Origin of the sequence: Bacillus sp. KS1, from assembly GCF_020075515.1 — a bacterium.
Classification (GTDB): domain Bacteria; phylum Bacillota; class Bacilli; order Bacillales; family Bacillaceae; genus Bacillus; species Bacillus velezensis.
Genome location: NZ_JACAWW010000018.1, coordinates 115,753 through 139,385 on the forward strand (window position 1 = coordinate 115,753; position 23,633 = coordinate 139,385).

21 protein-coding genes, 1 pseudogene and 1 riboswitch are annotated in these 23,633 nt (G+C 47.6%); of the genes and pseudogenes, 6 read left to right on the forward strand and 16 right to left on the reverse strand.

What is annotated here, in order from left to right; genetic code table 11:
- Positions 1-24: 24 nt before the first annotated feature.
- Positions 25-240, forward strand: a pseudogene (locus HWY38_RS13180) (DUF2188 domain-containing protein); the annotation flags it as partial.
- A 58-nt stretch (positions 241-298) separates the two neighbouring features.
- On the opposite strand, the gene HWY38_RS13185 reads toward HWY38_RS13180, so the two are convergent.
- A complete protein-coding gene (locus HWY38_RS13185; RefSeq protein ID WP_007410203.1) occupies positions 299-652 on the reverse strand; it encodes a hypothetical protein in 354 nt (117 codons plus the stop codon).
- 656 nt (positions 653-1,308) lie between these two features.
- Here HWY38_RS13185 and HWY38_RS13190 point away from each other — a divergent pair.
- The 4 genes from HWY38_RS13190 (at position 1,309) to HWY38_RS13205 (ending at position 4,402) form a co-directional block, all read left to right on the forward strand.
- Positions 1,309-2,586, forward strand: coding sequence for an Nramp family divalent metal transporter (locus tag HWY38_RS13190; RefSeq protein ID WP_088005335.1), 1,278 nt, complete (start codon positions 1,309-1,311; stop codon positions 2,584-2,586).
- Between the two features lie 105 nt (positions 2,587-2,691).
- Entirely contained in the window at positions 2,692-2,958 is a 267-nt protein-coding gene (locus tag HWY38_RS13195) for a hypothetical protein (protein WP_224181999.1), read from the forward strand.
- Between the two features lie 212 nt (positions 2,959-3,170).
- A complete protein-coding gene (locus tag HWY38_RS13200; RefSeq protein WP_170919566.1) occupies positions 3,171-3,749 on the forward strand; it encodes a hypothetical protein in 579 nt (192 codons plus the stop codon).
- Between the two features lie 95 nt (positions 3,750-3,844).
- On the forward strand, positions 3,845-4,402 hold the full coding sequence (locus HWY38_RS13205; protein WP_224182000.1) for a hypothetical protein: 558 nt from the start codon (positions 3,845-3,847) through the stop codon (positions 4,400-4,402).
- A gap of 370 nt (positions 4,403-4,772) precedes the next feature.
- On the opposite strand, the gene HWY38_RS13210 is transcribed toward HWY38_RS13205, so the two are convergent.
- The 10 genes from HWY38_RS13210 to HWY38_RS13255 all read right to left on the reverse strand — a co-directional run bounded on the left by HWY38_RS13210 (position 4,773) and on the right by HWY38_RS13255 (position 19,225).
- A complete protein-coding gene (locus HWY38_RS13210; RefSeq protein ID WP_224182001.1) occupies positions 4,773-6,494 on the reverse strand; it encodes a pyruvate oxidase in 1,722 nt (573 codons plus the stop codon).
- Between the two features lie 57 nt (positions 6,495-6,551).
- A complete protein-coding gene (locus HWY38_RS13215; protein ID WP_224182002.1) occupies positions 6,552-6,998 on the reverse strand; it encodes an NUDIX hydrolase in 447 nt (148 codons plus the stop codon).
- A 53-nt stretch (positions 6,999-7,051) separates the two neighbouring features.
- A complete protein-coding gene (locus HWY38_RS13220) occupies positions 7,052-8,872 on the reverse strand; it encodes an APC family permease (RefSeq protein WP_224182003.1) in 1,821 nt (606 codons plus the stop codon).
- 156 nt (positions 8,873-9,028) lie between these two features.
- Positions 9,029-9,175: riboswitch (cyclic di-AMP (ydaO/yuaA leader) on the reverse strand.
- 134 nt (positions 9,176-9,309) lie between these two features.
- Complete coding sequence (locus HWY38_RS13225; RefSeq protein ID WP_224182004.1) at positions 9,310-11,415, reverse strand: cellulose biosynthesis cyclic di-GMP-binding regulatory protein BcsB; 2,106 nt, start codon at positions 11,413-11,415, stop codon at positions 9,310-9,312.
- A 5-nt stretch (positions 11,416-11,420) separates the two neighbouring features.
- Positions 11,421-12,683, reverse strand: coding sequence for a glycosyltransferase family 2 protein (locus tag HWY38_RS13230; protein WP_017419244.1), 1,263 nt, complete (start codon positions 12,681-12,683; stop codon positions 11,421-11,423).
- Positions 12,676-14,403, reverse strand: a complete 1,728-nt coding sequence (locus HWY38_RS13235; protein ID WP_224182005.1) for a DUF2334 domain-containing protein — start codon at positions 14,401-14,403, stop codon at positions 12,676-12,678. Before HWY38_RS13235 ends, HWY38_RS13230 begins: the two co-directional genes overlap by 8 nt.
- Positions 14,393-15,241, reverse strand: coding sequence for a diguanylate cyclase domain-containing protein (locus HWY38_RS13240; protein ID WP_105938082.1), 849 nt, complete (start codon positions 15,239-15,241; stop codon positions 14,393-14,395). The genes HWY38_RS13235 and HWY38_RS13240 overlap by 11 nt, the downstream gene beginning before the upstream one ends.
- Complete coding sequence (locus HWY38_RS13245; protein WP_224182006.1) at positions 15,222-16,307, reverse strand: lipoprotein YdaJ; 1,086 nt, start codon at positions 16,305-16,307, stop codon at positions 15,222-15,224. The genes HWY38_RS13240 and HWY38_RS13245 overlap by 20 nt, the downstream gene beginning before the upstream one ends.
- Before the next feature lie 233 nt (positions 16,308-16,540).
- Positions 16,541-18,727 carry a DNA topoisomerase III gene (locus HWY38_RS13250; RefSeq protein WP_029326219.1) on the reverse strand — a complete coding sequence of 729 codons (2,187 nt, stop codon included), beginning with the start codon at positions 18,725-18,727 and terminating at the stop codon, positions 16,541-16,543.
- 63 nt (positions 18,728-18,790) lie between these two features.
- Positions 18,791-19,225, reverse strand: a complete 435-nt coding sequence (locus tag HWY38_RS13255; protein ID WP_003156263.1) for an Lrp/AsnC family transcriptional regulator — start codon at positions 19,223-19,225, stop codon at positions 18,791-18,793.
- Between the two features lie 175 nt (positions 19,226-19,400).
- Between HWY38_RS13255 and HWY38_RS13260 the strand changes: the two genes are divergently transcribed.
- Positions 19,401-19,691 carry a DUF3817 domain-containing protein gene (locus HWY38_RS13260; protein ID WP_003156265.1) on the forward strand — a complete coding sequence of 97 codons (291 nt, stop codon included), beginning with the start codon at positions 19,401-19,403 and terminating at the stop codon, positions 19,689-19,691.
- A gap of 34 nt (positions 19,692-19,725) precedes the next feature.
- On the opposite strand, the gene HWY38_RS13265 is transcribed toward HWY38_RS13260, so the two are convergent.
- The 5 genes from HWY38_RS13265 to HWY38_RS13285 form a co-directional block, all read right to left on the reverse strand.
- Positions 19,726-20,535 carry a lipid II flippase Amj family protein gene (locus HWY38_RS13265; protein ID WP_007609475.1) on the reverse strand — a complete coding sequence of 270 codons (810 nt, stop codon included), beginning with the start codon at positions 20,533-20,535 and terminating at the stop codon, positions 19,726-19,728.
- Between the two features lie 497 nt (positions 20,536-21,032).
- Complete coding sequence (locus HWY38_RS13270) at positions 21,033-21,455, reverse strand: pyridoxamine 5'-phosphate oxidase family protein (protein WP_003156270.1); 423 nt, start codon at positions 21,453-21,455, stop codon at positions 21,033-21,035.
- 6 nt (positions 21,456-21,461) lie between these two features.
- Positions 21,462-22,085 (reverse strand): GNAT family N-acetyltransferase, encoded by a 624-nt coding sequence (locus HWY38_RS13275; protein WP_007609469.1) that lies wholly within the window; start codon positions 22,083-22,085, stop codon positions 21,462-21,464.
- A gap of 87 nt (positions 22,086-22,172) precedes the next feature.
- Positions 22,173-22,676, reverse strand: coding sequence for a D-lyxose/D-mannose family sugar isomerase (locus tag HWY38_RS13280; protein ID WP_224182007.1), 504 nt, complete (start codon positions 22,674-22,676; stop codon positions 22,173-22,175).
- Positions 22,677-22,688: 12 nt separating this feature from the next.
- The gene (locus tag HWY38_RS13285; protein WP_224182008.1) at positions 22,689-23,549 is read right to left on the reverse strand and encodes an SDR family oxidoreductase; all 861 of its coding nucleotides are present in this window, start codon (positions 23,547-23,549) and stop codon (positions 22,689-22,691) included.
- Positions 23,550-23,633 lie beyond the last annotated feature (84 nt).

Here is a 23,633-nt window from a genome sequence, read left to right on the forward strand (position 1 = left end):
ACTTTTCATAAAGGAGTGATAGACATGCCTTGGTCTATGAAGGATTATCCGCAATCATTGAAGAATTTCGAGGAACCTGTGAAGAAAAAAGCGATCGAAATCGCGAATGCGATGGTAGATGAGGGTTATGAAGAAGGACGGGCCATTCCCATTGCGACAAGTCAGGCGAAAGAGTGGAAAAAAAACGCTTCTGAGGAAGAAATCGATCAGCTGATGAAACACGATGATGAAACGAAACGCGGAAATTGAATCGGAATAAAGGAAAAACCCCGCTCTCAAGAGAACGAGGTTTTTCTGATTATAAACCGTAATAATAAGATAGTGTGGTGACGGACACGTAGCCTGTCGCTCCTGCATACGTGACTTTCAGCCATTTATTAGAATTCGTGTAGTGGCCTTGGACATATTCTCCGGTTACCCAAGAACCTGTAATTTTTTTACCGCTTGAGAAAGTTGTGATCGTTGAACAGCTGACCTTAGAGCATGAGCGCATATTAGCACCGTAAATACCGACTGTGCCCCCGCTGGCTAAAATGGAAACGTCCGGTTCAGCTTTAGGTTTGAAAGCTGCTGCTGATGCAGAGCCGCCAAAAGCGAATAAAGAAACAGCAAAAATCATGGCTAAAGAAATGATCGACAAACGACGCACCAAGAAAATTCCCCCTCTTTTATCATATGGCTGGAAAGCTTTCCTGACGTTATTATACTTTTTCGCCCGGGAGACTGAAATAAGTCTAATGCTCCAACTTCTTTTCTTCGCAAGTGACCATGCCGATTCTTTATTTGATAAATAACAGCGGTTTATTGGACTGGAATCACTGATATATCGTTGATTCAAACGTTTATTCAGAGCGGCCCGAGTTTTTCCGAAGGTCATTTGAATGGTACAGAAAGGTTTTATCTTCCAATGGAAAGAAACATTATTATTCTATTTACCCGGGAAAACGGAGGAAATACAGCGTCTTTTTCTCAGGATCAGTTGGGCGGACAGAAAGTTGTGAAGTGATATGGGCAAGTGTCCTCTTTTCACCTTTTTAAAAGTACGCTCCACGCATCCGCGCATGATCGGACGCGGAAACACGCTTTGCGAACGGCATCGCTTCTTTCCCGGAACGATGCCGTTTTCATTTTCGGACCTTTCTTCGGCGGGATACATATCATAGATAAAACAGGGCATCAATGTGCCGGTTTATTGAACATAAAGAACTTGACATCTCATAATAGCGGATTTATGATGTAGATAAAATAATTTGCATCTAGGAAACTTTTTGTTATTTAGCTAAAAATCTATCGGAATTTAGGTGAGACATAATGAGCAAAGACATCTCAGCACAATCACTGCAAGCAAAAGCCGTGCAGGATGCACTTGACGGCAAAAGCAAGGGATTCAAGCGGCTTCTGCCTTTTTTAGGCCCAGCCTTTATCGCGGCGATTGCCTACATTGATCCGGGAAACTTCGCTACGAATATCTCAGCTGGTTCGAAATTTGGGTATATGCTGCTGTGGGTCATCCTCTTTTCAAACTTGATGGCTTTTTTAATCCAAGTTCTTTCCGCGAAGCTCGGCATTGCCACGGGTAAAAACCTTCCGGAAATCGCCAGAGATCGGTATCCGAAATGGGTATCAGCCGGGCTGTGGATACAGGGTGAACTGGTGATTATGGCAACTGATCTGGCAGAATTTATCGGGGCGGCGCTCGGACTCAACCTGCTGTTCGGCATACCGATGGTTGAAGCGGCCATTATCGCGGCGATCGGATCATTCGCGATTTTAGAGCTGCAGCGCAGGGGTTACCGGGCGCTGGAAGCGGGCATCGCCGGACTTCTGTTTGTCGTGGTGATCGCCTTCGCTCTGCAAACCTTCTTTGCCAAACCTGACGCCGCTTCCGTTCTCGAAGGGCTGTTTATCCCGAAAATTGACGGAATGGACAGTGTGCTTCTGGCAACCGGGATACTCGGCGCAACCGTGATGCCGCATGCCATTTACTTACATTCCGCACTGACACAGCGCCGTGTCGTCGGAAAAACGGATAGTGAGCGGAAAAAGATTTTTAGATTCGAGACGATTGACATTCTCATCGCGATGGTGATCGCCGGGGCGATTAACGCAAGCATGCTCATCGTCGCTGCCGCGCTTTTCTTCAAGAACGGGCTGTATGTAGAAGATTTAGACGTGGCTTATCAGCAATTCGGCCACTATATCGGACCGGCTTCAGCCATTCTCTTCGGGATCGGGCTGCTGGCCGCAGGGCTTTCGAGCTCTTCTGTCGGCACATTGTCAGGTGATATTATCATGCAGGGCTTCATCCGTTACCGTATCCCGCTTTATTTGCGGCGTTTCATTACCATCATTCCGCCGATGATCATCATTATCTCGGGGGTCAACGCCACAGAAGCGCTCGTATGGAGCCAGGTCGTTCTTTCATTCGGCATCTCCTTTGCGCTCGTGCCGCTGATTATGTTTACAAGCAACAAACGCCTGATGGGCGCCCTGACGAACCGAAAATGGGTGACGGCTCTCGCCTGGCTGATTGCGGTTTTAGTGATCGCGCTTAATCTGTTTGTGATCTACGATTCATTCCGTTAGAAAATAACCGGCCATAGCGGCCGGTTTTTCTTTTGACTCCGGGTGCCGTTCGTATCTTTTTCCGGGCGTTTTTGGTATGATAGAAGAAAAATCGGAGTTTTGCTTATGTCAGTATTTATCCTTTTTTATCTGTGGATTGTGCCGATTGTCATCGGCATCTTCTGTTCTCTTATTGCTTATCGGACAACGGGTAAGAAACGTCTGATTCCCGGCTTTTTCATGATCGCATTAAGCATCGTTTCCTTAATCACGGGGCTTTGGATCGGCGGGGTGAACTATCATGTGTTCATCGGGGGCATGTTTTTATTCGGTACGTTATTGGCCGGCTCCGCCTTCCCGTTTTTCTTCGCTTTTTCACGCAAACGAAAATAAACAGGCATGCCGCCTGTTTATTTTTATTCGTTAACCCTACGCTCCGATAATGTGATTCCGCCTCAATCAGCCTGTACATGTGTTATATAGGCTCCAGCCCATGTCCCATCATCGAAACTGCAGCCAAAATGAATCCTGCTAAAGAAGATTTCGAATTATAAGAAAAATACTGTATTAAAATCCTATTTACCCCAAAAATACCTATTGATAGAATGGTATCTGAGAGGGAAAAATGTTCAAAGCGGATCATATCGGTCCCGCCTAAATACATAATCTTTCATTTCTCTCTACACTACATTTCTAAAGGAGGATTTCCCATTAAACACGCAGCTAAAGGCATTCTGTTTGCCGCATCTTTAGCCCTTGTAACTACTGCTTTTGTCCCCGCATCCTTAGCTAAAGAAAATCATAATAATACTGCCAATGCCACTGGAACGACCAAATCATTTTTTTATCAGACTGATACGCAATTTTCCTACGGACTTAAAGCACAAAGCGATGCATCTGTGTCAAAACCAGTCAAAGATGTAATCAGAGAAGTGCTGAAAAATAAAACAAAATTATTCAATCTTGTTGAAAAATTAGCAGGAAAGAAAATAAGAAATGAACTCGAATCCGTTTTTAATGAACACATAGAACCGGTTTTAAAGAAAATGCTGAACGAGTATGTCGCCTTAAGCTGGGCTGACGTGGAAAAGAATCTTTATCTTTCACTTAAAAAGTCCGGACTTTCTGACAGCCAGGCTAAAAACCTCGCTCAATTGACAACTTTAGCAATGAAAGCATTTTAAAATCATTCATAAATGATCGTCAGGAAAATACGTATGAAGTAATGCAAAGTGCTGTTAGATTCACTCTAATAGCACTTTTTTATTGGAGATGTCACATGACTGTCTTTTTTACTGTTCTGCTCACTTTCTTATGCTGCCTTGTGATTTCATCTCTTATTTTTATGATTCTATTAAAAAAAGAGATCGTGGATACACCGCCAAACCGCTTAGCTCATGCAGCATTCATAGGGCTTATTGGATTCTCCCTGTTCTTCGCTGTGACTGTACCCAGCCTGATTATTTATTTTACAGCTATAACTGTAAATCATTTTTTCGGAGAATATATCATCTATGGTTCACTTTCAGACTTGTACATATTTTCTGTCGTCGTCAGTATTTTAGCTTTAGTTTATATGCTTATCCTTACGGCAATTGTAAAAGGAATGACTCATGTTTTGACATTGCCTGCTTGGTCAGCCTATATCCTTGAATTCATTTTTGCATGGGCTGCTGTTTACTTCTCAATTCAATACGTTTCCAATCATATCATTGAGAACATATCTATATTTCAAGGTGGAGAAGTGCTTCTTTCATTGTTCATCACTTTCTTATTTTCGGGATTGGATATCCTTTTCACTAATTTGGATAAGATCACAAAAGAGAAATTAGGCTAAGGGGGTAACAAATATGAGGATCATGACATATATATCCTATTTTTCTATTTCTTTAGTTTTGCAGGTGGTATGGCTGCTGTTAATAAAAAGAACCTCTAATATATCTCTGATAGATATGATTACGGTGTCCTTCTTATTCACCCTCTTTATGTTCATCTTGGATCATATTTTTAAAAAAAAGCGGACAAATTAGGGACTGTTTTTTAATAATCCTCGGGCTTCTCTTTCGGTTTGAGCCATCGCCCCGCCAGCCGTGGCTTTTCACAATCTCCGTTTTTGTTTAGGACGGCTATATGCAAGCCAAGTCGCTCAACAAACAAAAAAATAAACAGGCATGCAGCCTGTTTATTTTTTTATAACCGCCGGCTTGTTAAAACAGCCGTTTTAAGCTTTTCTTGAGTGACGGCATTTCGATTTTTTGGTTTTCAAAGAAGTTTTTCAGCATGTATTTGCTGAAGCCCTTCGCTTGGCCGTAAGTGATTTTTCCCGGAAGCGGCGGCTCGTCGCCGATGACGGCGTCAATGACGACCGGCTCGTTTGAGTTGAGCGCTTCGTGGAAGGCGGGAGCCAATTCCTCGTGTTTCGTCACTTTGATGCCTTTTGCTCCGCAGCTTTCTGCAAAAGCGGCGTAATCCATATTTTGCAGCTGGGTGACGTAGTCAATGTTGCCTTTGACCCGCTGTTCATATTCAATCATGCCTAAATTTTCGTTGTTTAAAACGACAACCGTAATCGGCAGTTTATATTTAACAGCCGTCGGCAGATCCTGCATCACCATTGAAAATCCGCCGTCTCCGCAAACAGCGATGGACTGCCGCTCAGGTTCGGCAAGGCTTGCGGCAATCGCTCCCGGAAGCCCGCATCCCATCGTGGCGAGCCAGCTTGATACGATAAAGTCCTGCTTCTTCATTTTAAAATGGCGGGCCATCCACACCGTAACCGTTCCGACATCCACCGACAGAACGGCATCGTCTGCGGCCGCATCCTGAAGCCGGGCGATGACCTGCTGCGGCTTGAGCGGATGAGTCGCTTCAGTTTCATCCTTTTCGATTTCCTTCCACCAATGCTTCATGTGCTCGGTACAGGCGTCCAAAAATCTTCTGTCTTCTTTATATTCAATGTATTCCGTCAGCTCTTTCAGCCCCAGAGCCGCATCACTGACGATTCCCGCATTGACGGGATAGCGCTTGCCGATTTTCGCCGGATCCGAATCAAGCTGAATGGCAGGCGTATCATCCGGGAGATAATCCCTGTATGGGAACGATGTGCCGAGCATGATCAGCAGATCGCATTCCTCCATTGCTTCGTAGGCAGGCTTTGTGCCGATTTGCCCGAGATTCCCGAGAAAGTGGGGATGGCTGTCAGGTATGACCCCTTTTGCCGGCAGGGTAATGACAATCGGAGCGGCCGCTTTATCGGCGAATGCGAGCAGCTCCTCTTTTGCTGATTTTAACCCTTGGCCGGCGAGAATGACCGGTTTTTTTGCGTTGTTAATATATTGCGCGCATGTCACGAGATGTTCTTTTTTCGGCTCTATATCAGCTTTGAGGTATATCGGCGATGTGTAAACCGGCTCCCGTTTGATTTTTTGCGCGAATAAATCATCAGAAACGGTTAAAACGGCAACGCCTTTTTTGCTGTAAGCCGTGCGGATCGCCTGATTCAGAAGATCGGGCAGCGCTTCTGCCGTATGTACTTGCTGGTTGAACACCGCCACGTCCTCAAACATTTGCTCTAATTTGATTTCCTGAAAGCTGTCACGGCCGATTTCATCGGAAGCCACCTGTCCCGCAATCGCCAGCACCGGAACGCCGTCCGCTTTGGCGTCGTATAAACCGTTCAGCAGATGAACGGCCCCCGGTCCTGCGATTGAAAGGCAGACACCGATCTGCCCGGTCAGTTTTGCCTCAGCCGCGGCGGCCAGGGCTGCGACTTCTTCGTGCCGGGTTTGGATGAATGTCAGGTTATTTCGTTCATGTCTCAGTTCTTCGATAAATTCATTAATGCTGTCTCCGGGAATGCCGTATATATGACCGACTCCCCATTGTTCAAGCAGCTCCGTCATTACGTGTCCTGCTGTTTTACTTGGCATACTGCATCCTCCTTTTATCTGTATTCATCCCCTTTTTCATACGGGTTGAAACACGGGCTATACTCTCAGCTTTTTTCTTAGCAGATCAAGGATGGATAACAGATTTCGGTCTTTAAGGACTGCCTTACGATTTGCCGCCCCATTGAGTCCGTCTTTTATTTGCCGTTTTCTGTTCGGCACCATGAACAGCGGCAGCCGATTAGGACAAAACCAGCGTAAAGCGGCGGTTTCCGGCCCGTTCATCAGCGGAGTTCCCCCATTAATGGATCCGATGAAAACGTGCTGTGTATCTTCAAATGCCGGCCTTTCATACTCACCGGCTTTTTGCTGGATGGACACGTTATAACCGGTTTCTTCGAAAGCCTCTCTGACGGCTGCGGATTCAGGTGTTTCACCTTCTGCGATCCCGCCCCCGGGCAAATCCCATAAGGGAATGTCTTTTCGTTTTACGAGCAATATGTCCCGCCCGTCATTTTGTATGATGACAAAAGCGCCTTGTGCCATGTCGTCCTCCTTTACAAAAAAGACCGCGGCATTTCAGCCTGCGGTCTTTGCCGTTACTTTTTAAAATGATACGGCAGTGTGGCGACGATGATGTCCTTCTTCCAAAACAGCCGGACGCGGAGCAAGAAGGCTGATTGGTTGTGAAGGATCGTCTGCCAGCGTTTTTTCGTAATGAATTGCGGAAACAGCACCATCACAGAGAACTGTTCTCTTTTCGCTTTCTGTTCGACCGTTTCCAGAAATTTATCAAACGGGTGAACCAGACTGCGGTATGAGGAATGCAGGGTGACGAGGCGGACACCGTTATGAAGTTCTTCCCAGCGCTTTTCCACCTTTTTTTCGTTTTCTCTGTCAAAGGAAACATGAACCGCAATGACCTGATCCGATAATGATTTCGCATACTGAATCGATTTTTGGACGACGGTGGTGACACCGGCGACAGGCACGATGACGACGGTTCCCCTGATTTCCTCAGGCTGCTGATCAACGACCCGCAGCTGTTCGCCGACCGCGGTGTAATGATTTTTAATGACGAAAAACAGCATGACGACAACAGGCATGAACAACAGCACCGGCCAGACAAGATTGAACTTCGTCGCGAATAAAATACACAGCACCATAAATGAAATGGCGGCGCCGCATGAGTTGATCAGCATTTTTACCGCCCAGCCCTTCGGCTTCTGCCTGATCCACTTGATGCACATTCCCGTCTGCGACAGCGTAAACGGAATGAACACGCCGACGGCATAAAGCGGAATTAAATGTTCTGTGCGGCCCCCGAATAAAAGAATGAGCAAGATGGACGCAATCCCGAGAAAGATGATTCCGTTTGAAAATCCTAACCGGTCGCCCCGTACCGTAAACATTCTCGGCATATACTGATCGCGCGCTAAATTAAACGCCAGCTGCGGAAAAGCGGAAAAGCCCGTATTCGCCGCAAGCACGAGAATCAAAGATGTAACGCCTTGAATGAAATAATACACCGTATGGCGGCCGAAAGTTTCCGCGGCGATTTGCGAAATAACGGTCTCGTTAGGCTTCGGTCCCGTGCCGTAGCCGTACGCCAGCACCGTAATCCCCGTAAATAAGATCGCCAGCAGAATCCCCATCATGGCCAGAGTGCGGGCCGCGTTTTTCGCCGGAGGATTTTTAAAGGCAGGGATCGCGTTTGAAATGGCTTCAACACCGGTCAGTGCCGAACAGCCGGATGAAAAGGCCTTCAGCAGCAAAAACAGCGTGATGCCCGCCACGGGTGTGCCGATCGGCGTGTGTTCGGCCGGATGAACCTGGCCCGTCATGAGCTTAAACAGTCCGACGACGATCAAAAGGACAAGCGCCGCCACAAACAGATAGACGGGATACGCCAAAATGGACGCCGACTCTGACAGTCCTCTCAAATTTAAAATCATAATCATAATCACAAGCAAAACAGCAATAAGCAAATGATGCGAGTGCAAAGCCGGAAAAGCCGATGTAATGGCGTCAGTTCCGGCAGAAATGCTTACCGCCACCGTCAGAATATAATCAACAAGCAATGAGCCGCCCGCAATCAGGCCGGGCTTCTCACCAAGGTTTTCTTTTGAAACCATATAAGCGCCTCCGCCTTGCGGATAAGCGTAAATAATCTGTCTGTAGGACAGAATCAAAGCAAGCAGCAAAATGAGAACGCCGGCTGCGATCGGAATGGAATACCAAAACGCAGCCGCGCTTACCGCAGCCAAAATGATCAGAATCTGTTCCGTTCCGTAAGCAACTGATGAGAGCGCGTCTGAAGAAAGCATGGCGAGCGCCTTGAGTTTCGTGAGTTTCTGCTCTCCGGCCGCCTGTGATTTCAGCGGTTTCCCAATCAAAAATCTTTTGATTGAATGGTACATTTGTTGTCTTCCCCTTTTTTTCATTTTCCGTTTGATTTACAAACCCTTACTGCTATGATGTCTCCGAATGCTGATTGCATGCCTTATTTCAGCACAGCAAAAAGACACAGAGGCAAACGGATGCCCCTGCGCCATAATCGTGCACAGGTTTCATTCATCTCCTCTCATGAACGCTTACGAGGTTAGCTGTCGGATTCGGGCTGATGAGAGTTGGCCCTACCTGAAAAAGGATTCACCCCAAGCGGCATGACGCGCCGCAAATTGGTTCCCCCGCTCTGATTACAGATTAAGCGATATAGATTATAAAAGAGATCATACTCCCGTCCCGTTCAGTTGTAAAGGGGCTTTTATGCTGTTTCAAAAATAAAAAAATCACCGCCAAAAATGGAAATAAAAATACAAAAAAAGAGGCCTGTTAACGGCCTCTTTTTCCTTCATTACTCTTCGCTTTTTTCATGATCCGTTTTTCTTTTTTTCCTTCTTGCCGTCAGCCAGATCAGACCGGCCGCAATGATCATAAGCGCCGCGAAAACAGCGATATACGTGACGTTCAGTGCTGCGGACCGGCTTTTGGTATCAGCCGATGGACTGCTGTTATCTGACTTGATTTGCTGATGGTTCGAAAACAGCTGCTTGCCTGTCGTTTCGTTGACGACGGTTGCCGCATCGCTTGTGCTGTCTAAAAAGCTGATCAGCTCTTTTGTGACAGCCGCGCCGCTTCCTGATAACGGAGCAAAAACAGCAATACTGCTGTCTGAGTCCCAAGGTGATTTCTGGGTAAACGCGACTTGTTTCGTTGTCTCATTCAGCATCTGAAACGAAGAAACATCGTAAGCTCCGCTGCGGTCTGATGGCACGAGAAGCTTAGAGGCGTTTGATTTCAAAAGCGGAATTTGCGGCAGGCCTCCGATAAACACAACATTCCGGCCTTTGGCATCCGCTTCCTTCATGTCTGATGCCGTCTTTACGGTAAAGCCGTTTCCGAATGAATCCGCCACCAGAGAAAGTTCTTTCAGTGTCTGCATGTTTACGTCATCCGGGATGACGATCACTGTTTTCTCTTTCCCGCCGTCCGCAAACGGGAGCGGCCATTGCCCGAAATCCGCTTTCTGCGCCGCATCGCTTACCGGATACGTCAGCGTGCTGCTTTTATCAATATAGACCCATTTGTTTTCGTCACGGTCGATACACGGATTGTTATGTTTCAAACCTGATGTGACAAATTGCAGATCAATGTACCTGCTGCTTCGCAAAAGCTTCGGATCAATCGGGATTGAGACGTGGTAAAAGCCGTCTTTATCTTGATTGCCGAGATCATCAAGACGCACCGCATTCGGCTGTCCGTTGACCATGACGTTCAGCTCCGCTCTCTCAGCGTCATCATCTGAATCCGCCTTCTTCCGGACTGATTCCGACGTCTTTAATGTAAGTGAAAGCTTGACCTTACCGTCTTTATCAACAGCGGCCGCCGCAGGGTAAAAGAAGTGCTCTGACGCCGTTTTGTTTGATCCGACCGTTACATTTCCCGCACCGAAGTCCTCTAGTGTCAGTTTATTGCCTGTCTTTTCCGCAGCGGGCTGAAGGCGGCCGATTGTCAAAGTATCTCCGCCCAGCTGGCTTGAATAAGCGCTGTCTGTGATGACGCGGATTTTATCCGCCAGCGTTTTGTCTGATTGCGCCGTGACAAACAGGACGGGCTGCCGTTTGTCCCCTGATGTCAGAACCCGTTCAGCGAGAAGAAGTTTGTTGTCTTCCGCTTTGATGTTCCCTCGTTCGAAAAGCTCTTTTATTTTCCCGTTCCAATGCTGATCAGCACCGATGACAATTGACGGATTGCTGATTTTGCCGGCGTCGGATTCTTTAACATAGGAAACCTTCAGCCTGCTGTCTGCCGTTTTCAGAAATGCTTCTGTTTTGACTGCTGCTTCAGCTTCCGCCGAGGTCGGTTTGTCAGGAAGGATAATATCGGTTTCTTCACCCGTATTGCCTGATTGGGCAAACGGATATGGGAAATGGCCGAGATCCGCTCCCTTTGACTTGCTTGCTTCTGAAAGCACAAGGCGGCTGTCCGGATAAATTTTTATCCAGTTGCCTGACGTATCTTGCCTGACACAGACGCCCTCTTTTAATACGCCGTAAAATCGTAATGATACATTGTGATAGCCTTGGGCGGATTGGCTTTTGCTGAGATTGAGCTTCACCGTTTTCCGCTTTGAACTGCCGTCAAGCTTTATGGATTTGACGGGTTCATCATCAATCACGATGGTTAAAGAAGACGGGGCAATTAATAAGTTTGACGCCTCGTAATCAATCAGAAGCGACTGATCGGCATTCGAAGCTCCCGCAGGAATCTGATAGGTCAGCTCTGCGCTGTCTTTCGCCCCGTACAGTGTCATCAGATCGCCAGTCAGCGCCTGCTGCTCTTTTGCGCCGGCGCTTGTTCCGAGGGCGGAACCGTCCGTTTTCAGTTCCCGGGCCGCGGCCGCCTGCCCGTTATACATCAATAGCAAAAGGCCAGTTATCAATATGATCGCTTTTTTCAAAAAGGTCACCCGCTTTTATTTTGATTGTATCGCTCCGTTTTGTACCACTTGACTTCCTGCTTGAACAAGCGGTGCTTGATCTCTGTGAATAATGACCAGATGACGAGCACGATCCAAGCCTGGGAGTATGTAAAGTACATCAGAAATACGATAAAGAAGTTTTGTTTGTTCATTTCTGTTTTTTCAATGCTTAAAGTAATCATGACCTCAGTCATAAACAGGAAAAAGGCCAGTATCCACAAAATCATCGCCAAAAACCCGACTGCCAGATGCAGGTCGTAAAAAAGATTGATGATAAAAATCGTGTTTGACATGATCACACCGAAGAAAAACAAAAAATACGTAAAAAAGAAATAAAACAGATCGAAGATGATCCGCTTGCGTTTCAGCTTAAAAAATTGGGATAAAAACTTGAGAACGACGTATTGGTTGCCGCGCGCCCATCTTGTCCGCTGACGCCACCAGACCTTCCATGTCTCAGGCTCCTGCTCCCATGTCACGGCCGCCGGGAAAAAGCGGATGTGATACCCGAGATTATACACGCGGATGGTCAGCTCGGTATCCTCCGCCAGCGCCTTATCATCCCAGCCGCCGAGCTGTTCGATAATGCTCCGCCTGATCGCGAAGTTCGTTCCCGGGATGGTGGCGATTTTGAACCATTTCCATCTGCCGCCCTGCGCCATCCACTGAAAACAGATGGTTTCAATATTGATAAACTTCGTCAGGATCGTTTTGGCCGCATTGATGACACGGAATTTCCCGACAACCGCTCCCGCTTTCTCATCATTCATCAGACCGAGAACCAGGTAGTACACCGCCATTTTTTCCGGCGTATTGTCTGCATCATACACGCAGATCACGTCTCCGTTCGATTCCGCGAACCCTGAGTTCAGCGCCGAAGATTTTCCTTTTCCGGCGTTCGGGGGCTTTGTGATGACCATTTTAATGAAGTCATACTGACGGGAAAATTCATTGACGATGTCTCCCGTCCGGTCGGAGGAATTATCGTTAACGACGATGATCTCAAGCCTGTCTTTCGGATAATACAGGTTCACCATCGCCTTCAGCGTCTGCCTGATGACGACCTCCTCGTTATGCGCGGGAATGAGCACGCTGACCTTCGGGAGCTCCCCCATCTTTGCGCGCCATTTCGGAATGTTCCGTTCGAAGGTCATATAATGCCTGAATCCGCCCTGCATCAGAAACATGTGATAGAGAAGCATCACCCATATTAAACTTAATGAGATAAAAAACAGAATGTTACTCAAGGCTTCTTCTCTCCTTAAAGATTCGTTTTTTTAATGTGGCGCGCAAATAAAGAACGTAGCAGGCGAACATGATGATAAACAATAACACCACGCCGGAGAGAATCCAAAGCGCTTTTTCCAGAGGCGTCTGCTGATGGTGATTGAAAAAGGCCGTTATCGGATGAATCTTGTTTTCCACATGAATGGTTCCGTCTCCGTCCGTTTTGATCCTGACGCTGTCCGACGTTACCGTTTGCTTCGTTTTCTTCAGATCGAGCCACTCGCCGCCGGGAATCCGCTCCATCTGATTGACGAGCTCGGGGAGGTATTTCATGCCGAGATACGGATGGTAGAAACCGCCCGCCGTTCCGCCGCCGAAATCAATCATCTGCGAAATATGATTCTCCATATCTCTGAGCGGATTTTCCTTTGAGCTATCGGCATAACCGATTGTTTCAGGGTACAGCGTCATCCCGTCCAGCATAGCCGGCTTTGAGACGAACGGAGGGGCGCCCGAAGTTTTCCACGTCGTGCCGCTGAGCTGCACTTGTCCGAAAATGCTGGAGAAATAAGAAGATGCGATTTTGTAGCCTTCTTCAGACATCGTATAGTGCGGCGCTTCGAATGACAGCGGGTAAAGACCGAGCTCTGTCAGATCGTCAATCGCCTGCTCCAGCTTCGTTCTCGTGTAGATGTTTTCTTTTTCACGGAAAGGCTTCACATACGCCCGGTACGCTTTTTCATTCGGAAAATCCTGTTCCTTTTCAAGCTTGACCGGAGTATCATCCGCATTTTCTGACGTAATCGGCTGATCCGCTTTGGCATCCCAAAATTCAAAGCCTTCTCCCGTTTCGCTGTATCGGTATGCGTGCGTGTAGCCGTGAATAATGATGCTGCCGCCCATTTGCTGAAGTTTTTTCAGGACACTTACCATTTTCGGCTTGTCCGCCAGGTATACTTTTTCTCCGTTTTCCGGATTGAGATAGACCGGAATGACTGCCAGAATAAACGGAATGTGTCTTTTATGCAGGTAAGCGCCCGCTTCGTAAAGCAATGTTTCATCTGACATCGGACTGATGTCCTCAAGCCGTAAATAAAGGAGGGTGCCGCCCTCTGATTCTCCGAATGCGTTGCGCAGCGCTTTCGCCGTCAGAAACGAATCATTTAACAGGCTCGTCATACCGAAATAATAGTCAGAGCGCGCCGTTTTCCACATAAAAGGGCGGGTGCTGCCGTCACCGGACCGGTATGTATAAAGGGGCTCCCCTTTTACTCCCGATACGCCGAGCACGGACATCCCTTTTTCAAGCGGCATGTCTGTTTTTTCTTCTTTGCTGTAAATGCGGTATACCGTTTCTTTTTCTGCCAGGGACAAACCCGCAAATTGGCGGAACTGTCCGGCGTTATAGCCGATGCTGATAAGCTGCTGCGGCATACTGCTGATCAGAGACACAAATGATGCGCTGAGCTTTTTTTTCGTGACGCCGTAATAGATGACGCGCCGATTCTTTTTGAGGTCCGCGGCTGTGATGTCTCCGTCGCTTTTCACGGTGACGGCGGATGAGAAATGGCCCGCGGTCAGATCAAGCATTTTGACTTCAGCGGTTTCTTTGCCGTCCGTGCTTGTATAAATAATGAGAATGCCGTCCTTTTTGTCTTTTGCTTCCGCCGTAAGGGGAACATAAACCGCCGAAATCATGAAGAGCGCCGAGAGTAAGAGACGTATCCATTTAGAGTTCATTCATCATCATCTCGTTTTCCAGTTCATTTAAAAATTGCTCGGCCGTTTGTAAATCCTTTCGGTACGCCAAGTAACATACACGGAAGGTGATGGAGACGTATTTACCGTTTTGCAGCCGGTACGTATCCAATTCCTTTTTCAGCTTCGCCAGAACGGCCGGCATGTTTTCTTCAGGCGTATGGGTCAGCACGATGCCGAACCGTTCGGCGGACGGCCTGAATTTTTTGTCTGTTTCCCGAACGCTTGACCGAATTTGGCGGCTGATAAACGCCAGCAGACGATCGGTCTCTTTTTCTCCGTAGAGGGATTTGAATTCTTTGAAATAATGCATGTGCAGCAGCAAAAAGACGAAGGAATTGCCGTAGCGTTCCGCCCGCTTGATTTCCTCAGACAGTTCCAGCTTCATCCGCAGATGGTTGTCAAAGCCGGTCACCCTGTCGACGGCGACAAAGCTCGTAATCTCTTCACGCAGCTGTTTCACTGAGCGCTCAAGCCCCTTCGCCAACTCGTGAATCCTTCCTGCTATGTAAGAAAAGAGCAGCAGCCCAATCCCCCAAATGACCAGCACCTGCAGACTTTCGGCACCGGCAGACGCCATAAAGCTCCCGGTCTGAAACCACAGGAGCAGGCTGCCGAGAACAAATAAGACGAGTAAGGTGATGACGAGCGCGTAGATTGCCCCGAACCATATGCCGGCTCCCGCAACAAGCAATGTGATGCAGGTGATCAGAAGCCCTGCGGATTGCTGAGACGCATAGTAAATAAAAAAAGACAGCAGCACCAGCATAACTGCTGTGTAGCTGCACAGTTTTTGTGATTCATTGAATGATATTTTCATTAAACAATTTCCTTTCAGCCAGAAGCGGCAGCAGGTTATCGAAAGAATGTGTATCGTCCCCGCTCATATAGCCGCCGTAATCAGGTTTCAGCGTGTCCAGTGTTTCAAATGAAGTCATTCTTTCATAAAGCGGCTTGATGACAGCCGGATCAGCTTTTTGTTCTGCTAAAAAAAGAACGGCCAGGGCGTAAACGGATGGTGATTCGTACTGAACCGCCGGCTCCTTCGTGTCTGCGCTGTATCGTCCGTACAGCTGTCCGCGCGACTTAAATTCCTTTATCATCCATTTCGACAGCACAGCGGCTTTGCCATCGCCCCGCTTCAGATTCACGGCGGCGTACAGCTGGTCGATGATATTCACTTCGCTGTCATATTTGTATTCCTTAGTTTCGGTATTGAACGATTTCGGCAGAAAACCATTTTTCAGGGGCGCAAGATTGAGAACATCAAGGTTCAGGTTTTCCGTTTTCTCATCGATAATTCCCTTTTCTCTGAGCATCTGTAAGGCGCCGGGGTCGACATAGGACAACGTCACGGTCTTTGACGCGGCATTTGAAGCGGCATCATAATAATCCGTAAAATACCCGTCATTCGTATTGTATTTTTCCAGCGCCTTCCCGATCTGCACCGACGTTTTCCCGTATTCACTGTTTCCCCACAGGGTTCCGGCCTCATTCAGACAGTTCATAATTCTGAAATCATCAATTAAGGCATTGGTGCCGCTCGCTTTATTCCCGTCAATCTTCCACGACACGAGCCCGTTTTTCGTCAGAAACGAATCGGTGAGAAGCTGATATTGCGCTTGAAACTGCCGTTCATCTTTCCTGTTCAGCAAAAATGCCATCCATAGTCCGAGAGACTCAGATAAATATTCCGGCTCACCGGATATGTTCGTCCGGATCATCCCCCGCCCGTCCATCAATTTATGATAAATAAAATGCTCTGCGGGCTGAAGCGGTCCGGACGGTTCGGCCGCCGCCTGTTTTTCAGTGCCGGCCTCCGCGCACCCCGCCGTCAGAACGATCGAAATCAAAAGGATCATCAGACGAAAAACGAATTGCTTCACAGTCCATCCTCCTATTTTATAAACCCTTTTTTAGACCCATATCTTATTTTTTCACAAAGTATTTTTACTATATAGGAAACGATAAAAGAATACTAGCATTTTTTCACATTGGAAAATTTTAAATGGGAGCGCCGCCTGCTCACCTTTCCCCTCTTCGTCTGGATCGTATTCCTATTACAGTTAAAAACACAACAAAAGGCAGCATTTCTTTACAAATGCTGCCTTTCACTGATCTATTTATCCAGGCCGAGTTTTTTCAGCTGTTCTGCCAGCGCGTTGTTCATCGGCTCCTCTTTGTTTTGGCTTTTCATATAAGAGTTGATGTCCCGCTTGGATGCGCGTCCGGATTTATCTTTCGCCTTGCGCTTTTCAAAGACGGACAGTTTCTCACGGTGGCCGCATACACATGCGAAGGTTTGGCCTTCACCCTGGCCGCGAAGCTCCATTTTCTTATGACAGTTCGGGCAGCGGGCGTTTGTTTTTCTTGCCAGCGTTTTCCGGCTGCCGCATTCCCGATCCTGACACACGAGCATCGTGCCGCGTTTGCCGTTGACTTTAAGCATCATTTTGCCGCAATCAGGGCAGGCGGTGCCTGAAATGTTGTCATGTCTGAAAGTCTGGCTGCTGTTTTTGATTTCCTTCACCGTTTTGCCCGCATATGTTTTCATGTCTTTAATGAACACGGCGGATTTCAGTTTACCCGCTGCGATGGCGGAGAGCTTTTGCTCCCACTCAGCGGTTAAGGCCGGTGATTTTAAATCTTCCGGGACGAGCTGTAAGAGCTGCTTCCCTTTTGACGTGATGAAAATATCTTTTTCTTTTTTCTCGATTAAGAAACTATTGAACAGTTTTTCAATGATATCAGCGCGGGTGGCGACTGTTCCGAGTCCGCCGGTTTCACCCAATGTTTTCACAAGGTTCTTCTCTTCTCCCTGCATAAAGGCACTTGGGTTCTCCATTGCGGATAACAGCGTGCCTTCATTAAAGCGCGCCGGCGGTTTCGTCTGTCCGCTCGTTTCTTTCAGTGATGAGACAGTGAGGCGCTGACCCTGCTGAAGATCCGGGAGCGTCTGGTCTTTGTCTTCCTCATGATCGTCGTCATCCTCGTACATATCATACACGGCTTTCCAGCCAGGCGATTGAACCGTTTTCCCTTTTGCGGTAAATGTTTCGCCGCCGATATCGGCTGTGACCTTTGTTTCTTCGTATTCGAACGCCGGCATTAACACGGCGAGAAAACGTTTGGCGATCAGATCGTAAAGCTTTCGTTCTTTGTCGCTGAGGCTTGAAAGGATCAGCGGCTCCTCTGTCGGAATAATGGCATGGTGATCCGATACTTTCGCATCATTGACGAATCCTTTATGCGCTTTGACGCCCCGCTTCAGTATTTGATTGACGTATTGCGCGTACGGCTTAACTTCCATGCCGTTTAAACGGTCTTTTAAAGTCGGCACGATGTCTGCGGAAAGGAATCTGGAATCCGTCCGCGGGTAAGTGACAAGCTTATGCTGTTCATACAGCTTTTGAAGCACGGACAGCGTTTCTTTTGCGGAGAAACCGAAGCGCTTATGAGCATCCCGCTGCAATTCCGTCAAGTCGTAAAGACCGGGTGCGAAGCTTTTCTTCGCCGTTTTTTTCAATTCTGAAATGACTGCCGGCTTTCCTTGCAGGTCTTTTGCCAAACGGCCGGTCACCGTCTGATCGAATGTTCTAGTCTGCTTTGTTTTTTTATCCTGCCATGTCAGCGTCATCTGATCAGCCGCCGCGCGGAGACCGTAATAAGGAACGGGTTTGAACGCCTGAATGTCCGCTTCACGCTTGGCGATCATCGCCAGTGTCGGAGTCTGGACGCGTCCGCATGACAGCTGCGCGTTAAATTTCGTCGTAAGGGCGCGGGTCGCGTTGATGCCGACGATCCAATCCGCTTCCGCTCTGGCAACCGCGGAATGATACAGGTTTTCGTACTCTTTGCCGTTGCGGAGCTTTTGAAATCCTTCTTTAATCGCCTTATCCGTCACAGAGGAAATCCACAGCCGCTTAATCGGTTTGCGGACGTTTGCCTTTTCGATAATCCAGCGGGCCACAAGTTCCCCTTCCCGTCCTGCGTCTGTAGCGATTACGATCTGGCTGACGTCTTTTCGGACAAGCTGAGCTTTGACCGCATTGAACTGTTTTCCTGTTTTTTTAATGACGACGAGCTTCAAAGGCTCCGGAATAATCGGCAGATCCTCAAGCCGCCATGATTGAAATTCTTTGCCGTATCCTTCAGGGTCAGCGAGCGTTACCAGATGTCCGAGCGCCCATGTGACGATGTAGCGGTCGCCTTCAAGATATCCGTTTCCTTTTTTATGACACTTCAGCACGCGGGCCAAGTCCCGGCCGACTGAAGGTTTTTCAGCTAATACAACTGTTTTTGACATGCTTTTCACTTCTCTTTCTTTCACAATCATCCTGTTATTATAACAGACTTCCTCACGCTCTCTCTAATCGAGGACGTTTTTTGTGTCAATTTCTGAGAAAATGACGTGGGTCACGGTTTGGGCATACGGAGAGGTGCGGTTGATGAAGTGTTCGATGGTTTCCAGGCTGTCCGCGTTAATCTTCAGCATATAACACGCCGCGCCGGCGACCCGAAAGCAAAATTCAATGTTGGGAATGGATTGAATGTAGGTTTTGAATTGATCGTATTTTCCGTTTTTCACCGTCGCTTCGACAATGCAGGAGACGGGAAGTCCGATCTTTTTTTGATCAATGTCCAATGTATAGCGCTTAATAACGCCGAAAGATTCAAGCTGTCTGACACGCTCTGTGACGGACGGGGCTGACAATTTGATTTTTCTGCCAAGCTCCCGCATGGACAGGCGGCTGTCCCTTTGGAGTTCTTTTATGATGCTCAGATCAACATTATCTAGTTTCATGACTGTAGTCCTTCCTTACCCTTTTGGCTATATTATCAAGAGAAATCCGAAAAATGACAAGAACAACAGGCTGAATTAATAAAGGTTTTTTAGGAACTGACGCGAAATGGTCATATTAGGACTGCCCTTTGCTTATAGTATAGAGGAAAAAAGATGTCCGACAGGAGGGAGCTGTATGTTACACACGCCGATCGGCAGACTTCGCACGATGGGGTTTATTGAAGGAATGTCGCTTTTGGTGCTGCTGTTTATCGCGATGCCGCTGAAGTATTGGGCTCATCATCCGCTCGCCGTCACCATTGCCGGTTCCATTCACGGCGGTTTGTTTATCATTTATCTGGCGGTGCTGGCGTATGCGGCGTTTACTGTCAAATGGCATGTGAAATGGTCAGCCGCCGGTTTTATCGCTGCCTTTATTCCGTTCGGTAATTTTATTTATGATCGCGGCCTGAGAAATTATCAATAAAAAAGCTCCTCTGCAGAGGAGCTTTTTTCATGCGTTACATCCATTTCGTCACCCAGGCGATATAATAAGCGCCGGGGATGAATACGAGCTGGGCGAGAAGCGTGCCCGCCACCCTTGATGTCACCATCGTCAATGATGTCCATTTTAAGGAGACGTAGCTGCGCTTGCCCTTCGCCACATCGTCTGCCAGTACGGATACTTTCGGGTCAACAAACACAGCCAACAGCATAGTCGCAACTCCGTTGATTAAGCCTGATGCCATCACGGCCGTCGTGCTGTGCTCAGGCGCCAAAAGGCCGGCGTACAGAGCGGACAGAACGCCGATCGTGTAAATAGACGTAATGACCATATTAATGACAAACAAGCGTTTCGGGATCATTCGGAATTGAAGCCCCTTTAAATAGGAGACTGACGGCCGTCTGATATAAGAACGCGCATGCTTCAGCCCGTTCAGTGAAAATCCTTTTTTAAATACCTGCATGACGGAGCCTCCTCCGTCCGCCAAGTGTATAATCGCCCTGGTGAATAACGCGACGAATGTCGGCAAAAGACAGATGCCGAGTATCGTTCCGACCGTGGAGCCGAATATTAAAAATCGAAACTGGGCGCCCACAAGAGACAGAGCATTTGATCCGGCGGCATCAATCAGATGTCCGGTAAACGGCTGTTGAACCATGTTTGACATGCGCGATACGATGACCATGACATTAAATAATGACAGCGCGGACGCGATAAATCCGACTCTCGCGCCGGAAAGCCGTGTTGCATAGGCAAGCGTTTCAATCGAATGTATCAGCAGCAGAAAACAGAAGATAAACAGTACTTGTGAAGTAATAACGTGCAATGTATGATTCCTCCAAATCTTTTCTACTGATTAGACTCTGCAGACTGCGGCGAGGTTTCGGCCGGTTACATAAAAAAACCGCCCGGATGCCCGGTGCGGTTTTGTCTTATTCTTTTCTTACGCAAATAAATAATATATGGTTGCCCGCCTTAGCCTGCGGGTGATTCGTATAAACAGTTCCGACAGAATCATTCTTCGAAAGTAAACACCATGGAAGTTCTTGAACACAAGACAACGAAAGCCCTACCTCTCAATCGTCACTGCGGCTCCGAAGCCGCGCCGGTGTGAATTGTAAAACAAAAAGTCTTTTTTCCATCTCTTCGTTAGGGGCGAATGTCAGAAGGAAAAGAATAAGCTCAGCTTTTTTTCAAGCTGTCCGTTGAAGCCTGAAGCTTCTATATTAAAACAGAAAAAAGAAGTTTACTTTCTTTTTTATTTGCATGTTGTCACTTAGCAGTTAATTATAACAGATTGCCCCTGAATAATCAAATGATTTATTAAAGTTCCAGCTCTGCCGGCGTTTTTTCACCCGCGTTCATGAGCTTGATCTGCTTCGGTTCAATTTCCAGAATCACCAGGTTCGGATCGTCTTTTCCGTCAAACCAGCGTTCCAGTTTCGGATCCCACAGCTTTTCTTTTAAATCTGCTGAGTTGTTCAGTTTGGCGGTTCCGGCCACTTCCACATAAGCGTCACCGAATCCTTCACAGTCATACCCTAACAGAATATGAACATTCGGATTGTTTTCAATTTCTTCCGCTTTATGAGTGTCTTTGCTCGTCGGCGTGTAAATCGTTAAGCCGTCATGGAAAAATGTCATGTAGCGTGAATGCGGTTTGCCTTGCTCTACCGTCGCAAGCGAACCGACTTTATGATGATCCAGTACTTCAAGCACTTTTTCTTTGATTTCATTTTGATTCATGAAGAATCACTCCTTTTTAACGTCTCCGCTATTACTTTTCCACATTGGGGAGACATTTAAACCAAGAAATGTGCTCTTCTGCCGATCTTCGCTCCATTCCCGCTTCAGCATGCTGTAGTTCACCGTGTCATGATAGGCGCCCTGTACGAAAATGCCCTCTCTCGTCAGTCCTTCTTTCTGAAATCCGAGCCGTTCCGCCACCGCCCTGCTTTTCGTGTTTTTTTCAGCCGCGCTGATCATGATGCGGTTCAGGCCGAGATCCTGAAATGCATGGGTGATGACCGCCCGGCAGCTTGCGGTGATAATGCCGAATCCTTCATGCTCTCGATCCAGCCAGTAGCCGATCTCGGCTTTTTGATTGGCTGTATCAACATTATGGATGCTGATCATGCCGCAAAACCGGCCCTTCACAAAAATTCCTGCGTCAAACCCATTCTCTTCCGCGTATTTATAGCGCCATTCGGGGATGATCACATCGCGGTACGTATCGATATCAGCCAGTTCTTCCGCCCAGCTGAGCCATTCGCTGAGATGGTTTTGATTTCGCTTCATAACAGAATACAATTCGTCCGTATCTTCTTTGGCAAGCAATCTGATCGTCAGATGTTCCCGGATTTGACAGGAAAACACGACCACACCTTCTTTCCTTTATTAGCCATTATACAGATAAATTCATTTTTTTCCATACAAAAAAAGATGAGGCGTGCAGCCTCATTCTTAAATGCGCGGGTCGGTGAAAACATCGTGATCATCCGTGCTTGTCGATGACATTTCCGTGACGACCGCCCCTTCTTCTCCCGCTTGAAACCAATGCTTCGTATCCGGCGGAATGGTGTATTGTCCGCCCGGCTCAAGCACAATCTCATGCCAGACGGTATAGTATTCCTTGTCTTCTTCCGGCGGGAGGACGCTTGGGTTCTCTGTCTTTTCGCCTTCCACGTAGAGATACACCTTCCCCCAGCGGCAGCGGAATGTCTCTTGTTTTCCCTTCTCGCTGCCGACCGGCGGATGGCGGTGTTCCGGACACGTCTGGCGCGGGAAGAGCACCAATTCTTTCGAACAGTAGCGGTCGGTATTCACGTAAATAAACAGCTGAAGCCCGGTTTCCTCAAGCTTGCCTAAGCCGTAATCCATGATTTGAATGTCTTCGACTTCATCATCAGTCAGAACGATTCCCGCTTTTTGATAGTATGCATTTACGTCTTGCTTCGATATCGTCATGCTCCAGCCTCCTTATGTGGTTACAAATCCGCCGCCGTTGACATGCAGCGTCTGTCCGGTCATATAAGATGATTCATCTGAGGCCAAGAGCACATAGCAGCCGACATGCTCAACAGGCTGGCCTGCCCGGCCCATCGGCGTAGTCTGACCGAAGGAAGCGACTGTTTCTTCTGAGAATGTCGCCGGAATGAGCGGTGTCCAGATCGGCCCCGGCGCCACGGCGTTGACACGGATACCGTCGTTGACGAGCGCTTGCGCCATGGATCTCGTAAAACCGTTAATCGCGCCTTTCGTAGCCGTGTAGTCAATCAGCTGCGGATTGCCTGTGTAAGGATTAATGGATGTCGTATTAATGATTGCGCTGCCCGGCTTCATGTAATCAATCGCTTTTTTAGTCAAATAAAATTGTGAGTAAAAGTTTGTTTTAAAGGTTCTGTGAAGCTGCTCGCTTGTGATGTCTTTAATGCTTTCTTTCGGATGCTGTTCTGCGGCGTTATTCACGAGAACATCAAGACGCCCGAATTCTTCAACCGTTTTTTCAACGGCTTCATTGCAAAAGTCTTCCTCACCGACATCGCCGGGGATTAACAGACATTTTACGCCTTCTTCTTCCACTCGTTTTTTTGTATCTTCCGCATCACCGTGTTCATCAAAATAGACGATCGCGACATTTGCGCCTTCCTTCGCGTAAGCGACCGCTACGGCGCGTCCGATACCGCTGTCGCCCCCTGTGATAAGTGCGGTTTTTCCTTTTAATTTATCAGCGCCTTTATATTCTTTGTATTCATAAACAGGCGCCGGATTCATTTCGCTTTCAATGCCCGGCTGGCGGTTTTGTGATTCCGCCGGGAATTCCTTCGGATAGTTTTCCATGTTAAGTTCCTCCTTCTTGTTCGATCTCATATTTCTTGTCTACCTCGGCAGTCTTCCGGATAAACATGATTGAGACAGTTCAAA